At 48.8% G+C, this 16106-nt stretch carries 13 protein-coding genes and 1 tRNA gene; 2 read left to right on the top strand and 12 right to left on the bottom strand.

Going from position 1 to position 16106, the window contains the following annotated elements:
* Positions 1 to 63: 63 nt before the first annotated feature.
* Genes WKT20_RS00150 through WKT20_RS00130 form a run of 5 tightly spaced genes read right to left on the bottom strand, consistent with a single transcriptional unit; the run spans position 64 to position 5809 of the window.
* The gene (locus tag WKT20_RS00150; RefSeq protein ID WP_270765560.1) at positions 64 to 1515 is read right to left on the bottom strand and encodes an ATP-binding cassette domain-containing protein; all 1452 of its coding nucleotides are present in this window, start codon (positions 1513 to 1515) and stop codon (positions 64 to 66) included.
* A gap of 49 nt (positions 1516 to 1564) precedes the next feature.
* Entirely contained in the window at positions 1565 to 3565 is a 2001-nt protein-coding gene (pulA, locus tag WKT20_RS00145) for a type I pullulanase (protein ID WP_270765559.1), read from the bottom strand.
* A 12-nt stretch (positions 3566 to 3577) separates the two neighbouring features.
* On the bottom strand, positions 3578 to 4147 hold the full coding sequence (gene ruvC / locus WKT20_RS00140; RefSeq protein ID WP_117701860.1) for a crossover junction endodeoxyribonuclease RuvC: 570 nt from the start codon (positions 4145 to 4147) through the stop codon (positions 3578 to 3580).
* Positions 4144 to 4449, bottom strand: a complete 306-nt coding sequence (locus WKT20_RS00135; protein WP_007558379.1) for a DUF4286 family protein — start codon at positions 4447 to 4449, stop codon at positions 4144 to 4146. The genes ruvC and WKT20_RS00135 overlap by 4 nt, the downstream gene beginning before the upstream one ends.
* A gap of 55 nt (positions 4450 to 4504) precedes the next feature.
* On the bottom strand, positions 4505 to 5809 hold the full coding sequence (locus WKT20_RS00130) for a Na+/H+ antiporter NhaC family protein (protein ID WP_117701859.1): 1305 nt from the start codon (positions 5807 to 5809) through the stop codon (positions 4505 to 4507).
* A gap of 237 nt (positions 5810 to 6046) precedes the next feature.
* Here WKT20_RS00130 and WKT20_RS00125 point away from each other — a divergent pair, with 237 nt between their 5' ends.
* Positions 6047 to 7699 carry an AMP-binding protein gene (locus tag WKT20_RS00125; protein ID WP_118165452.1) on the top strand — a complete coding sequence of 551 codons (1653 nt, stop codon included), beginning with the start codon at positions 6047 to 6049 and terminating at the stop codon, positions 7697 to 7699.
* A 144-nt stretch (positions 7700 to 7843) separates the two neighbouring features.
* Here the strand turns inward: WKT20_RS00125 and WKT20_RS00120 are convergent, their stop codons facing one another.
* The 6 genes from WKT20_RS00120 to WKT20_RS00095 all read right to left on the bottom strand — a co-directional run bounded on the left by WKT20_RS00120 (position 7844) and on the right by WKT20_RS00095 (position 13415).
* On the bottom strand, positions 7844 to 9709 hold the full coding sequence (locus WKT20_RS00120) for an ABC-F family ATP-binding cassette domain-containing protein (RefSeq protein WP_118166245.1): 1866 nt from the start codon (positions 9707 to 9709) through the stop codon (positions 7844 to 7846).
* Between the two features lie 40 nt (positions 9710 to 9749).
* Entirely contained in the window at positions 9750 to 10574 is an 825-nt protein-coding gene (locus WKT20_RS00115; RefSeq protein WP_118243862.1) for a DUF3805 domain-containing protein, read from the bottom strand.
* A gap of 34 nt (positions 10575 to 10608) precedes the next feature.
* A complete protein-coding gene (locus WKT20_RS00110; protein ID WP_007558389.1) occupies positions 10609 to 10986 on the bottom strand; it encodes a VOC family protein in 378 nt (125 codons plus the stop codon).
* A 7-nt stretch (positions 10987 to 10993) separates the two neighbouring features.
* Positions 10994 to 11740 (bottom strand): MBL fold metallo-hydrolase, encoded by a 747-nt coding sequence (locus tag WKT20_RS00105; RefSeq protein ID WP_340416596.1) that lies wholly within the window; start codon positions 11738 to 11740, stop codon positions 10994 to 10996.
* A gap of 12 nt (positions 11741 to 11752) precedes the next feature.
* Positions 11753 to 12961, bottom strand: a complete 1209-nt coding sequence (locus WKT20_RS00100) for a hypothetical protein (RefSeq protein ID WP_412295410.1) — start codon at positions 12959 to 12961, stop codon at positions 11753 to 11755.
* Positions 12962 to 13037: 76 nt separating this feature from the next.
* Positions 13038 to 13415, bottom strand: coding sequence for a RidA family protein (locus WKT20_RS00095; protein ID WP_022053367.1), 378 nt, complete (start codon positions 13413 to 13415; stop codon positions 13038 to 13040).
* Between the two features lie 298 nt (positions 13416 to 13713).
* On the opposite strand from WKT20_RS00095, the gene rho reads away from it, so the two are divergent.
* The gene (rho, locus tag WKT20_RS00090) at positions 13714 to 15747 is read left to right on the top strand and encodes a transcription termination factor Rho (protein ID WP_117701853.1); all 2034 of its coding nucleotides are present in this window, start codon (positions 13714 to 13716) and stop codon (positions 15745 to 15747) included.
* 198 nt (positions 15748 to 15945) lie between these two features.
* On the opposite strand, the gene WKT20_RS00085 is transcribed toward rho, so the two are convergent.
* Positions 15946 to 16018, bottom strand: a tRNA-Gly gene (locus WKT20_RS00085).
* Positions 16019 to 16106 lie beyond the last annotated feature (88 nt).

Raw genomic sequence — 16106 nt, 5'->3', positions numbered from 1 at the left:
AAATGAAACACAGATGTGCTTTCTCGCAGAAAAGAATCTGCATCTACCAAAAATCAGCTTCTTCTATTTATTACGTTTCAGGAACAAAGAATTCGTAATGGTAGCGGGCAGTTCCTCCTGATAGTGGGTTACCATAATCAGGGTTTTATCCTTCCGGGCGCAGAATGCTTCGATGACATCCTTCACCAGCCGGCGGTTACGCATATCCAGTCCGTGCAACGGCTCGTCCAGAATCAGCAGTTCCGGGTCTTTGACAAACGCACGGGCCAACAACACCATACGCTGTTCTCCGCTGGAGAGTTGCAGGAAACTACGGTCTTTCAGGTCGGCAATGCCAAAGATATCCATCCACCACACGCACGCATCCACATCTTTTTCCTGTGTCTTACGATACAGGCCGATGGAATCATGCAATCCGCTGGCCACAATGTCAATGGCCGGCAGATTCTTCAGATAAGCGCGGTGCATTTCGGGACTCACATAACCGATGTGCTTCTTGATTTCCCAGATACTCTCGCCGCTGCCCCGTTTGCGACCAAACAAAGAAATATCGCAGGCATAGCTTTGCGGATTGTCGGCACAGATCAGGCCCAGCAAAGTGGACTTCCCTGCCCCGTTCTCGCCGCTGAGCGCCCATTTCTCACCGCATTTCACCGTCCAGTCGAGCTCTTTCAGAATCACCCGTTCACCGTAACGGATGCTTACCTTGTTCAAGTCTACGATATGCTCCGTGTGGAACAGGTTATCAGCATACGGCAAGTCCAGTATCCGCTGCCGTTTCTCGTCAGACAGCACATGAGCAGGGTCCGGTTCACGGTGTGACAGATATTCCTGCAAAGTGATTTTCAGACCACAATGACGGTCTTCCACCGGTATCACGTGCGTAATGAACGTCGGGATATCGTCTGTCTTCGACAAGACCAAAATCACCTGCAGGTTGGTCATTTCAGTCAGTTTTCCCAGCAATGTGTGCAGCAGTCCCCGAGTCCGCGCATCCAATCCGATGAAAGGATTGTCCATAATCAGTACTCTCGGACCACTCAACAGGGTCTTGGTCAGCTGAAACTTGCGGAGCTCCCCGCTCGACAGCAGAATAATATGTTTGCTGAGCATCTCCTCAATGCCAAACAAATCGTACAGTGCTTTTCGTAATTGTTCGTCCTTGCAGGGAGGAAGCAAATCGGCCACGATAGGCGTATCGTCCAAATCTTGCGAATTCCAGCGCTGCTGGTAATAATAGTTCCCGTCGGCATCCCCGTACGAGTCACGGAAAGTGATGTACTTGATATTATCGCAAGCCATCTTCGATTCCGAAGGAGAGAAGTCGTATTTCACTTCATTCATCAGCAACGGATAGCGTCCGGTAATGGTGTCTACCAGCAGACTCTTTCCGCCGCCGTTCGGTCCTACGATGGCCACATGTTCTCCTGCCGCAATCTGCAAGTTCACAGGCTCTTTCATCCGGTACAACGGATGACGAGTCACTCCGTTCTCAATTGTAATTACATTCTGCATTGTCTTTCTCTGTTTTTATTTTGTTTCTTTAAGTAGTTGTTCTCTTGGTTTATTGATGCACAATCATGGCCGTACGAGGCGCTACCACCAGTTTGTTGCCGGTCAGCGTGCCCAGTCCCAGCACATTGTCTATGCGTCCGTCACGACAGGCTATCCAATAACGCCCCTCAGGTACGTCAATCTGCACTGGTTCCGTACGGGCATTGAGCACCACAATCGTGTTCAGCCACGAATCGCCAGCCGGACTTCCCTTGATACGGAAAGCCACCACATTGCTGGCTGGTACCGGCAAGAACTCCAGGTGTTTGGCAATCAAGTCCGCATCGCCCATACGGAAAGAAGGATGTGCCTTTCGCATGGCAATCAGGCCCCTCACATAATCAAAGAAATCACGCTGCGAAGTCTTCCGTCCCCAGTTGATGGCATTGATTGCGTCCGGGCTCTTGTACGAATTGGCTACCCCCTGCTTGTCGCGTAGCACTTCGTCACCTGCATACCAGAACGGAATGCCTTGTGATGTGAATACTGCCGTAGCGGCCAGTTTGGCCAAGGCGTTCATCTCTAACGCAGAAAGTCCCGGCAACGTCGCCTTCAGGCGGTCGGCCAGACAAAGGTCATCGTGACAGCTCACATAACTGATCATCTGCTCCGGTTGTGCAGCCCAGAAAGCCGGAACGGTGGACTCCTTGTCGCTGACCAGTTGCGGATGTGCAATTCCTCCCGCCAGTCCGAACTTCACGCCTGCAGCATATCCCATGCGTCCGATGACAAAAGCTCCCTTGGCATCGTTTCCCCACGGGCCACGCAGGCTGTCGCGCATTTCATCGCAGAACATGCCGATGTGTGGCAACCGGGCCGCATGCTTCTTCATGGCCAGCAGACTATCCGGCAGTTGCGGTTCTCCGGCTGCCCAGCCTTCTCCATACATGCATATTGTAGGGTCAATCTTGTCGAGTGCCTTGCGGATGGCATTCATGGTCTCGATGTCATGAATCCCCATCAAGTCAAAACGGAATCCGTCTATGTGATACTCTCTGGCCCAATAGCAGACCGACTCTATCATGAAACGCCGCATCATCGGTCGTTCGCTGGCCGTTTCATTGCCACAACCCGATGCGTTGGCCCATTTCCCGTCCTCGTCCGTACGATAGAAATAACCCGGTACAGTCCGTTCAAAATTGCCTCCTTTCGTGATAGCCGTGTGATTATACACCACGTCCATCACTACCCGGATGCCTGCTCGGTGAAGTGCCATGACCATCTGCTTGAACTCGCGGATACGCACTTCGGGCTGATAAGGGTCGGTGGCATACGAACCTTCTGGCACGTTGTAGTTTTTCGGGTCATATCCCCAGTTGTACTGCGGTTTGTCGAGCTTGGTTTCGTCCACCGAAGAAAAGTCGAACGAAGGCAACAGCTGTACGTGTGTCACCCCCAACTCCTTCAAATGGTCAATACCCGTTTTCTCGCCCAGATAGGTATGCGTTCCTTCCTCCGTCAAAGCCAGGAACTTTCCTCTGTTCTGGATGCCGGAGATGGTATCGATAGAGAAATCACGATGGTGCAGTTCATAAATCACCATGTCGGAGAAACGTTTCAGCGGCGGACGCTTGTCTTCGTTCCACCCCTCCGGATTCGTCTCTTTCCAGTCGATAACGGCTGCACGGTCGCCGTTCACCCCCACAGCCTTGGCCATGAGTCCGGGTGTATCTCCCTGCCACACGTTGTCTATCTTGACATTGAACGTATAGAACTTTCCTTTCAGGTCTTCGTCCACGCGAGCCTGCCACATACCGTCAGATTCCGGTTCCATTTTCACCATACGATAGGCAGAACCTCCCTGTCCTTTTTCATACAGCAGCACCCGCACTTCCTGAGCCGAAGGAACCCAAAGCGAGAACCGGGTTGAAGCTGGCGTATAAGCCATTTCCACCGATTCCCCCTCGTACACCGGATATTCATCAAACGGCGTTCTGGTATGTTGTTGTGAAGAAGTACACCCGGTAGCCACAGCCACGGCCGACATTACTACAAGCTGTTTTAAATTCATGGTTATAATCTCCTATTTCTTTATGCGTCCCGGATTCTTGGCAATGAAATCCTTCCAGCTGGAATAAGCTTTTGGCATTTCCGGACGTCCCATCTGCAAATAATGGCAATAAGCCGCTCCTAAAGCATCCGTCGCATCCATAAAAGGGCCCATTTCCGAGTCGGGTATGTGCAGCATGCGCTTCAGCATATCGGCTACCTGCTCCTTGCTGGCCTGCCCGTTGCCGGTAATGGCCATCTTGATTTTCAGCGGGGCATATTCCGTTACGGGAATATCACGCGTCAGTGCGGCCACGATGGCTACTCCCTGTGCGCGTCCAAGCTTCAGCATGGACTGTACGTTCTTCCCGAAGAATGGAGCTTCGATGGCCAGCTCATCCGGAAGATACGAAGCAATGATGCCCTGTACCCGTTCGTAGATATGCTTCAGTTTCAGGTACGAATCGGTACATTTACGCAGGTCGATGACACCCAAGGTCATTACCTCCGGCTTGACACCTGTCACCTTCAGCACTCCGTATCCCATGATGTTCGTACCCGGGTCGATGCCGAGAATGATTTTTTCCTTGACCGGCTGTATCACCTTATCACCTCCATTAATGTGGGGAAACCGATAACCTTATCCTTGAACACCTTCATCATCTCCGCATTCAGTGTCGCCCCCTGCTTTACGTGCCAGCGGTGCAGTGCAGCACTGTCTTCCACTTCCCACTGCAGTGAGAAGCATTCACTGTCCTGCTCCTTATGGCTCAGGATACGCAGAATACGGGGATTCTTCAGCTCACCCAGATTTTCCACTTCGGGAATGTAATATTCATTCAGCCAAATCACAAAGTTACGGGCATCGCCCATCTCTACATGAAAAGTAGTATTATAAATCAGCATATATTTTTCTGTTTTAGTTTGATGACAAAATTAAAAAATCCGGTGCATAGCCTGATCAGGAATACCGGCGCGGATAACGGAACAAGATACTCAGTATGGCCACTACGCCCAATGTCATAGGGTAATACAGATAACCGATGATGTTGATAGGCGACAGACCGGAAAGCTCGGCCGCAATCAACAGCTGTGCTCCGTAAGGAATAATGCCCTGAATGACGCATGAGAACGTATCCAGAATGCTGGCACTCTTCCGCTTGTCTACCCGGAACTGCTCGGCGATGTCGTTGGCCAGCGGACCTACGGTAATAATGGCAATCGTGTTGTTGGCCGTACAGATATTGGCCAGACTTACCAGGGCCGCAATACTCAGTTCAGCTCCGCGTTTACCCTTTACGTGCTGTGTCAGGCGGTGCAGCACATAGTCCACTCCCCCGTTGAAACGTATCAGTTCCAGCATACCTCCGGCCATCAGGGTTACGATGATCAGTTCTCCCATGCCCGTCATACCTTTTCCCATGGCGCCGAACCATCCGAACACATCGAACGTGCCGTATGCCATGCCTACAATACCCGTAGAAATCAGTCCCAGCAACAGCACCAGCAGAACGTTGACGCCCGCTACTGCAGTTCCCAGCACTATGATGTATGGAATCACTTTCATCCAGTCTACGTGAGGAATATCCTGTGCCACTTCGATATGGCTTCCGTAGATAATATAATAGATGAATACGAGCAAGGCAGCCGGAAAGGCAATCAGAGAGTTTACCCGGAATTTGTCGCGCATCACGCACCCTTGCGTACGGGTAGCCGCGATGGTCGTATCGGAAATGAAGGACAGGTTGTCGCCGAAAAAGGCACCACCCACTACTACCGCCGTCATGAAAACCACGCTGACATCCGTCTTGGCCGCGATACCGGCAGCTACAGGAACCAGTGCGACAATGGTACCGACCGACGTACCGATAGAAAGGGAAATGAAGCATGATGCCAGAAATATTCCCGCCAGCAGCAGATTGCCCGGAAGCAGCCGCAAGGTCAGGTTTACCGTCGCATCGATAGCCCCCATGGCTTGAGCCGACTGTGCAAAGGCCCCCGCCAAGATGAAAATCCATATCATCAGCATGATGTTCTTGTTGGCCGCTCCTGCGGAGTATTGCAACAAGCGGTCGTTTAAGCTCAGTCCTTTCGTCGTAGCTACGGCATAAATGGAAGACACCATGAAAGCTACGGTAATCGGAATTTTATAAAAATCATTGATGAGTAGGGAAGTCACCAGATACAGGCATAAAAATACCACCAGCGGACTCAGAGCCCACGCATTGGGTTTGTTCACAATGGGAGTCAGTTTCTGAAAATTCATTCTTTCGCTATTATTTTTTATTCAATCGGCAAAGATACGAATAAAATTAGATACATCGAGAATTGCAGCTGCAGAACCGCATTCTAAGGCTGGAAATTCATTTATCAGCTTCTGTCCCAAACGGAAGAAATTCTTGTCAAATAGTCTATTCTCTCAAAAAAATGACAAAGAATGAAAAGAAATCGGACAAGTTTTATTAATTTTGCGCACATTGTGTCAAACATTGTGCAATTTGAAATGGAAATACAAGACAGTTTTATACAACTTGTTGAAGAAAGCATCCGCGCCAACTGGAACCGTGATGCACTGACAGACTACAAAGGAGCTACGCTGCAATATAAAGACGTAGCCAGAAAAATAGAGAAAATGCATATCCTGTTCGAACATGCAGGAATCAAAAAAGGGGATAAGATCGCGCTGTGCGGGCGCAACAGTGCAAACTGGACGGCTACCTTCCTAGGCGTCGTTACTTACGGGGCAGTAGCTGTGCCCATCCTTCACGAATTCAAGGCCGACAACGTACACCACATTGTTAACCATTCGGAAGCACGCATGCTTTTCGTAGGCGATCAGGTGTGGGAGATGTTCAACGAAGCAGCCATGCCTAATCTGGAAGGTATCATCGAGCTGAAGAATTTCGACCTGGTGGTGTCACGCTCGGAGAAACTGACGTATGCACGCGAACACCTGAACGAAGAATTCGGAAAGAAATATCCCTGCCGCTTCCGTGCCGAACAGGTTTCCTACCGTCGGGAAGAACCGGAAGAACTGGCTGTCATCAATTACACCTCGGGTACTACCGGTTACTCTAAAGGGGTGATGCTTCCCTACCGCAGTATTATTTCAAACATCGTACACATTGATCAGAAAGTGGGACTGAAAGCGGGCGACAGCATCGTATCCATGCTTCCGCTGGGACATATCTTCGGACTGGTGTTCGACTTCCTTTACGGTATCACCAAAGGAGCGCATCTGTGGTTCCTCACCCGTATGCCGAGCCCGAAAATCATTGCAGAATCGTTTGCCGTAATCCGTCCGCGCGTCATTGCCTGCGTGCCGCTGATTGTGGAAAAGATTTTCAAGAAGAACATTCTCCCGAAGGTGGACAACAAGCTCGGAAAGCTGTTGCTGAACCTGCCTATCATCAGCGATAAAATCAAGGAACAGATTCGTCAGCAGGCCATGGAGGTGTTCGGCGGAAACTTTATTGAAATCGTAATCGGAGGAGCCCCGTTCAACCCCGAAGTAGAAGCCTTTCTGCGTAAAATCAACTTCCCCTACACCATCGCATACGGTATGACCGAATGTGCGCCGCTTATCTGTCACAGCCGCTGGGATGAGATCCTGTACACTTCGTGCGGAAAGACCGTGGCCAACATGGAAACCAAGGTGATTTCGGAAGACCCTGAACGGATTCCGGGTGAACTGGTGTGCCGGGGTATGAATGTGATGCTGGGATATTACAAGAACGAAAGTGCCACTGCACAGACTATCGACAAGGACGGTTGGCTGCACACTGGCGACATGGCCATCAAGGATGCGGATGGAAACATCTTCATCAAGGGCCGTTGCAAGAACATGCTGCTTACCGCTTCCGGGCAGAATATCTATCCGGAAGAAATTGAGGCTCGCCTGAACAACATGCCTTACGTGAACGAATCACTGGTGATTCTGAAAGAGAACAAGCTTGTGGCGCTGGTTTATCCGGACAATGAAGACGCCTTCTCGCATGGAATGAACAAGAAACAGCTGGAGGAAGCATTGGAACTGAACCGCATCGAACTGAACAAGGTACTTCCGGCTTATTCGCAGATTACGCAAGTGAAACTTTATCCGGAGGAATTTGAAAAGACGGCTAAGAAGAGCATCAAGCGCTTCTTGTATCAGTAAAAAAACGGACATAAAAAATGCCTTTGCGTTTGCTTGAAAACGCAAAGGCATTTCAGATAAAACGCAAGGACGTTTGAAGTAAAACGTCTTTGCGTTTTGTTTTAAACGTAAAAGCGTTTTATTTCAAACGTCCTTTCAGCTTTTTTATCCCTCAATTTCACTCAGTTCCAGCCAGCGCATGGTCTTCTCGTCCAGCTCATCGTTGAGCAGAGGCAGACGCTTGGACTTCTCGGTCAGTTCGTCTACGCTGAGTGTACCGCTGCACAAGGCTTCTTCTATCTGTTTCTTTTCTTCCTCCAGTGCGGCAATCTCCTTTTCCAGCTGCTCGAATTCCTTCCGTTCCTTGAAGGTCATGCGGCGCTTGTCGTTCAGACGGACACGCTGCGTCTTTTCTTCCTTGGGCTTGGCTGCTTCCTTTTCGTGTTCTGCCTTGGCCAGCTTCCAGTCGCGGTAGTCAGAATAGTTGCCGGGGAAATCGCGGATGTCGCCCTGTCCTTTGAATACCAGCAGATGGTCTACCACCTTGTCCATGAAGTAGCGGTCGTGGCTCACCACGATGACGCATCCCTTGAAGTTATGCAGGTATTCTTCCAGCACCTGCAGTGTCACGATGTCCAGGTCGTTGGTCGGCTCGTCCAGTACCAGGAAGTTCGGGTTCCGCATCAGTACCGTACAGAGGTACAACCGGCGTCGTTCTCCCCCACTCAACTTGTACACATAGCTGTGCTGCGTTTCGGGCGTGAAGAGGAAATGCTGCAGGAACTGTGAAGCCGTCAGCCGTTTGCCGTTGCCCAGCTCAATGACCTCGGCGATGTCCGTAATCACGTCAATCACCTTCATCTGCTCGTTAAACTGAAGTCCCTCCTGCGAGTAGTAGCCGAAACGCACCGTTTCGCCGATGTCCAGCGTACCGCTGTCGGGTTTTTCCAGTCCCATCAGAATCTTGATGAAGGTAGATTTACCCGTACCGTTGTTGCCCACGATACCCATCTTCTCGTAGCGGGCAAAGATGTAGGAGAAATCATCCAGAATCTTCAGGTCGCCGAAACGCTTGCACAGGTGGTCGGCCTCGAAAATCTTGGAACCGATGTACGAAGCCTTGACATCCAGTTTCACGTTCGCGTCGTACGTGCGCTGCTTGGCCACCTTCTCCAGTTCATAGAAGGCTTCTTCGCGGTAACGGGCCTTGTGTCCGCGTGCCTGTGGCATACGGCGCATCCATTCCAGTTCCGTGCGATACAGGTTGTTGGCACGGGCAATCTCCGCATTGGTCGCTTCGATACGTTCCTGCCGTTTCTCCAAGTAGTAGCTGTAGTTTCCTTTGTAGGAATACAACTGGCGGTTGTCTATTTCAATGATTTCCGAGCACACACGGTCCAGGAAATAGCGGTCGTGCGTCACCATGAGCAAGCTCAGACTACCACGGTTCAGGTACTCTTCCAGCCATTCCGTCATGTCCAGGTCGAGGTGGTTAGTCGGCTCGTCTAGAATCAGCAAATCCGGTTCGGTAATCAGGATGTTGGCCAGTGCCACACGCTTCAACTGCCCGCCGGACAGATGTCCGATTTTCTGGGAGAAGTCGCGTATCTTCAGTTGCGAAAGAATCTGCTTGGCACGTCGTTCATAGTCCCAGGCCTTTTCGTGCTCCATCCGCACCAGCAGTTCGTCCATGCCGGGGTTGCCGGGTGTTTCCATACACCGTTCATATTCCTTAATCAGCTCTACGGTAGAGTTGCCGTGATAAAAGCAGGCCTCGAGCACCGTCAGCTCTTCAGGATATTTCGGGCTCTGTTCCAGATAGCCCACGCGCAAATCGCGGCGGAAGGTGATTTTCCCTTCATCGTAGCCTTCCTTACCGGCCAGGATATTCAGCAAGGTGGTTTTTCCCGAGCCGTTCTTGGCTATCAGTCCGATGCGCTGTCCTTCTGCAATACCGAAAGATATGCCGTTAAAAAGGACCAAGTCGCCGAACGACTTGGTCAGGTTTTCTACTTGTAAATATGGAGTCATAATCTAATTCGTAGCTGCTAAAAATAGGATGCGGACAGGATTAGTCCATCACCGCTTCCACTTCGTTCTTTATCCGTTCGAATTCCGCTTTCAGGTCGCACGGCTGTCCGCTTTTCGCCTTGTCCCATATCAGGGAAATCGGGTTGACCATTACTTTTGAATTGCGGAAACGCAGTGCCGGAAATTCTTTCTGTCCGTCGATGACCGTCACCCATTCCATGCCGTCCATCTCGTTGATCAGTATCACGCCGAATGCCGTACCGAAGCTTTCCCACGCCTGACGCTGTTTGGGGTTAAAACGTCCGCTGTCGATTACTTTCTGCAAGTTTTCCAAGTCGGCTTCTGTACCGGTAAAGTCCTTGGTCAGTTGTTTTTTCACTGTAGAAACAGCCCAGTCATAATTTTCATTTATCTGGTTGATTTCCAGGATACGGACCGGAGTTACTTCCTTCACCGGCTTGTCGGATGCATTGCGTACCTTCAGGGAAGCTACGATAGCCTCGCCAGCCTTGGGACTCTCGCCCTTGGCCACGGTGAACGAGCACTCCACGGAGATTTCTCCCCGACCGGTCACCCAGATGTGGGTGGTGTACCACACGCCATTCTCCTGAAAGCTTTCGGAAGAATAGGCACAGTCCCATGAACCGACTTTCACCTTCTTGGCCCCGCGTACTTGATGCAGTTCGTCTTCCAGACATTCGTTGGCATAGGCTGACGAATTGCCCCGATAGGCAGAAATACGGAAGTTCCCGGTCCATTTGTCAGGGTTGTAAAACAGAAAGCAGTCTTCCGAATCTTCAAACTCACACCAGTTGTCGGGATATTCCAGTGAAAACCAGGAACCCGGAGAAATGTACTTTTTCATAACGTTTTTTGTTTTTAGTATTAGAGATAAAGGTTTATTTCAGCGGAAGAATCTCAATCCAATAATCGTCCGGGTCATTGATGAAATACAGTCCCATCTGTTCGTTCTCGAAGCATACACAGCCCATTTCCTTGTGGAACTTGCGTACTTCATCGTAGTCGCCTGCCACGCGGAGACAAAGATGGCTTTCGTTTTCTCCCAGTTCGTAGGCTTCCGTATGGTCGCGCAGCCAGGTCAGTTCCAATGAGAAACCCGTGCATCCGTCGGTAAGGTACACCAGGATGAAAGAACCGTCGGCCGCTTCCTTGCGGTGAGACTCATGCAGTCCGAGCGCCTTTTCGTAGAATTGGATACTTTTTTCAAGATTAGTTACGTTGATATTGAAGTGGTCAAATCTTCCTTTTATTTCCATTGTCTTTTTATTTTAAGTTGATATAGTGGTCTAAGTTCAATGTTTCGCCGCGACGGACAGGAGTAAGAACCTGAGTTCCTTCCGATGCAGCCAAAGGTGCAAAAGCCGAAGCCTTCTCAAAAGCTTCGTCAAAGTGCATCGGTACAAATATAGTCGTTTTTATCCGTTTCACAAATTGTAAAGGTCCTCGCATGTATTCCTTTCCTAAACGAGGGTCGACCGGAAACAGCACGATATCCATTTTCGCCTTGCAGACGGCAATGTCTTCCAGCTCACGAAGGAAGAAAGCTTCGTCACGTTTCCATTCCTCCTCCGGACTTTCATCCATCCAGTGCCAGTTGTTCAGGTCGCCGGCATGGAATACGGTAGCTCCTTCCGGGGTCTGGACTAAAAAAGAGATGCCTATGTCCGTCGAGCCGAAAGCCCGCACGGTGAGATATTCGTCACGATAGGTGTCTCCTTTCGCCAGTGTATGGAAATTTCCATTTTCTTTGTCTTGGTCAGAAAGAGGAATGTCGGTCGAAAGCAGATAGACGATGTCAGGCCGAAGCGCTTTCCAGGAGAGTATCTGCCGGTTAAAGTGGTCGGCATGTGCATGGCTGGAAAACACATACAACCGTCCTTCACGTGAAAAAAGCTGTTCGTGCACGATGCCTTTGTCGGCCGACACGGAATCTTCAAAATAGTCAAAAATAAGCGTGTAACCTTCCCCCAGCAGGGCGAAGCCGCTATGATAAAGATAAATCAGTTTCATGAGATTGAGGTCTTATTTGGCCGCAATGGGCTGCACATACGCGCGGGTAGCCTTGTCTATCTCCAGGAACATGTAGTTCACTTTGCCCGAATGAATCAGGTCCTTGTGCTCGTTGTAAATGCGAGTGGCATATTCCTTGGATTTCTCAAACATGAATTTTGACACGCTTTCCTGCGATTTTCCCGCCATTGTGGAGTCGAGTTTCTCTTCCGGGAAGAAGTCATCCAGGTTCACGTCGCCAATCATGGACGTTTCCAGGAAATGAATCTCCTGGTGCAAACGGTCGGTGTAATAACCCACAAACATGTGGCCCGGCACGCGTACCAGAATCGGATTGATGTTGATGGCTTTCAGCAAGGAAGCAAACAGTACGCTTCCGTCCACACAGTTAATCTGTGCCGACTGCAGGGCATCGTCGAACGTACGTACGCGCTGGGTGAAGACTACGTTGGACGACAGGCTGCTGTTGCTGATGGAGCTGTATTTGAACCCTCTTTTCTGCAAGACATACCACAAGGCATACACCTGCTTGTCTACGATTTTTGGATCCTTGCTCTGGTATCCCCAGAAACGGTTGACAATACGTGAATCCAGTGCCTCGCGCAGCACCTGGCTGATGTTAGGGTTGTCTTCGTTGACATAGGCCGCAAAGAAATCGCCCGTGTCGTGAAATTTCATTTTACTGTCAATGTAGCCTAACAGGCATTCATTGATGCTGCGTACGGAATACGTATGTACCGCCGAATATGTCCGGTTGTTATTTACCTTTGCCTGTATGGACACGGTAACAGGCATGGCCTGAGTATTTTCCAGCAGAGCTTGATAATTCCATATCACATCCGGGAAAACCAGGTATTCCTTTCCTGATTCCGGCAGAATGAATTCAGAAACCGAATGAGCAAAGAAAGGAGTTTCTGCTAATTCTATGTGAAGTTTGCTGTTGGCATGCGGACTGCGTATCTTAATACCGATACACGATTTGGGATTTCCCAGATAAGTACTGTCGGCCGGCACAATCAGCTGTGCATCGGTCGTAGCCGTAGACAGGATGGTGACCGGAAAGATATTTCCTCCTAGTTCGTCGGTAATTTCCAGTCCGGACGAGAAAGGCTCGTATCTGTAAATATATAAAACCGAAGCCGTTACTGTCAGAATAGCCAGTATGAAAGTGGCCAGTTTCCATTTGTTCTCTCCCCAAATTGTACGCATGTTCAGTTGCATTGTCACAAAATTTCCTGTTAAACAAATTGGGAGCAGACCACAAAGGCATTCCCCTTACGGCCTGCTTCCTTTACGGTTATCTTACCGCAATACTTTCAATTTCTACCAGCACTCCTTTCGGTAAAGCTTTGACAGCTACCGCAGAACGGGCAGGATAATCGCCTTCGAAATACTTGGCATATACGGCATTCATTTCACCGAACAGTGCCATATCTGCCAGGAACACAGTGGTTTTTACCACATTGGCAGTTGTCAGTCCGGCTTCTGCAAGTACATTCTTGATATTTTCGAATACCTGAGTAGTCTGTTCAGTGATTCCACCTTCTACCACTTCGCCTGTAGCCGGATTTACCGGAATCTGGCCCGACAAGAATACCATGCCGTTTACTTCTACTGCCTGGCTATAAGGACCGATGGCAGCAGGAGCCTTTTCTGTAAAAATTACTTTTTTCATAAGCATTAATGTGTCAATTAAATTGTATTTTCAACGCTAATTTAGCACAATTCTTTTAATCCGGGGACAGAAACTGTAAAAAAAGTCCGCATTTATTCGTGTTTATAACAAAAAACACTTACTTTTGTACTCGCAATAATGCAAAAAGGTAGTTGGAAACGTGTTTCGTATCCAATCCGAATTCAATAAAAAACAATCAAAAATCATTGATAATTCAAATGTGTGAAAGAGGAAAGAGACCTCTGAACGGTTTGTCATGCTTCACACACCCAATATTAATAATTCATTTAACCTATTTATGTACAATATCATTCAATTAAACGACAAAAATTTGTCTGAATTGCAGCAGATTGCCAAAGAGTTGGGTCTGAAAAAAGTCGATTCACTGAAAAAAGAAGAACTGGTGTATCGCATTCTGGATGAGCAGGCAATTGTCGGTGCGACAAAAAAAGTGGCCGCACAGCAAAATAACGAAGAACGCAAGGAAGGACAGCCACGTAAGCGCTCGCGCATCAGTATAAAGAAAGAAGGGGACAAAGTATACACGGCAACCAAAGACAAGGCACAGAAACTGGAGGCCAATACTCCTGCCCTTCCTGCACCGACTCCTTTGTTCAAGGAAATTCCTGCACCGACGGAAAAAGAGGAAATCGTGGCACCGGTTGCAGAAAAAACAGTTCAGCCCGAAGTTATCGCTGCTCCTGCCACTGAAGAAAAGCCCAAAGCCAAGCGTGGACGTAAGCCGGGTTCCAAAAATAAATCTACTCTGGCAAAAGAAGCGCAGGAAGCCGCTGAAAGTACACCAGCTGAAGTTACTGCTAAACCGGCTCCGCTTCCTATCGATGATGACGACATGGAACTTCCACCGCTCGACTTGAATAATAACGATTTTATTCCTATCGAAGACCTCCCGTCTGAAAAATTCGAGATACCTTCTGAATTGCTGGGTAAATTTGAGGCTACCAAAATGGAGGTGCCTGTAATGCCGGCTAAAGAACCTAAACAGAAAAATCAGCAGCGTCAGGCTCGTCAGAATAATCGCAACAACCGTCCTAATAACAACAATAATAACAGTAATCAGGGAAAGGACAACAACCCGCAGCCTGCTGCCAACCAGAATGTGCCAGAGCAGCAGCCATCTTCTCCTTCTACTGAAACTCCTGCCAATAATACTCCGGCACCGGCTCCCAAACCGGTAGAAAAAGTCTACGATTTTGATGATATTCTTCAAGGTACCGGTGTACTGGAAATCATGCCCGACGGATATGGATTCCTCCGCTCTTCAGATTACAACTATCTTTCTTCACCCGATGACATTTATGTGTCACAGTCACAGATCAAGCTGCTCGGCTTGAAAACCGGTGACGTGGTAGAAGGTACTATCCGTCCGCCTAAAGAAGGTGAAAAATATTTCCCGCTGGTAAAGGTTTCTAAAATTAACGGACTCGATCCGGCTTTGGTGCGCGACCGCATTCCGTTCGATCACCTTACTCCGCTCTTCCCCGATGAAAAATTCAAATTGTGCAAAGGATATAATGACAACTTGTCGGCTCGTGTAGTTGATTTGTTTGCTCCTATCGGAAAAGGACAGCGTGCACTGATTGTAGCACAGCCTAAAACTGGTAAGACTATCTTGATGAAAGATATCGCCAATGCTATTGCGGCCAATCATCCGGAAGTGTATATGATTATGCTGCTCATCGATGAACGTCCGGAAGAAGTGACCGACATGGCTCGCAGTGTGAAAGCTGAAGTAATCGCTTCTACTTTCGATGAACCGGCAGAACGTCACGTGAAGATAGCCGGCATTGTGCTGGAAAAAGCAAAGCGCATGGTAGAATGCGGACACGACGTTGTAATTTTCCTGGACTCTATCACTCGTCTGGCTCGTGCATACAATACGGTTTCTCCGGCATCTGGTAAGGTACTTTCCGGTGGTGTGGATGCCAATGCGTTGCACAAGCCTAAACGCTTCTTCGGTGCGGCACGTAACATTGAAGGTGGCGGTTCACTGACAATCGTAGCTACTGCTTTGATTGATACAGGTTCTAAGATGGACGAAGTTATCTTCGAAGAATTCAAGGGAACAGGTAACATGGAGTTGCAGCTGGATCGCAACCTGAGCAACAAGCGTATCTTCCCGGCTGTCAACATCGTGGCTTCAAGTACTCGTCGCGACGACTTGCTGCTTGACAAGACTACACTTGACCGCATGTGGATTCTCCGTAAATACTTGTCGGACATGAATCCTATCGAAGCAATGGATTTCGTGAAAGATCGTCTGGAGAAGACAAAAGACAACGAAGAGTTCCTGATGAGTATGAATTCTTAAAAGAATATAGCATTTACATAAAGAAAAGCAGGGAGAAAATCCATGAGTGGGGTTTCTTCCTGCTTTTCTTTATGATTCATTTTGGGAAAATAAAAAATGCCGGACAAGCAACTTTCTTGTATCTCTACAGATGAACGAATATAAAAAGTAAAGGCTAACACCCTTAATTATCAGAATATTAGCCTTTAAACACTGAGGAGCGGCAAGCGGGACTCGAACCCGTGACCCTCAGCTTGGGAAGCTGATGCTCTACCAACTGAGCTACTGCCGCGACTTTGGTGATGCAAATATAGAATTTATTTTTTAGAATCGTCTGTTTTCTCCGATTTTTTTCGTGTGGAAAATAGAAAAATTCCCTT

Source organism: Phocaeicola sp. ICN-14070, assembly GCF_037892625.1.
GTDB lineage: Bacteria > Bacteroidota > Bacteroidia > Bacteroidales > Bacteroidaceae > Phocaeicola > Phocaeicola plebeius.
The sequence above is the reverse complement of the archived record's forward strand: the minus strand, read 5'-3'. Positions and strand labels throughout refer to the sequence as shown.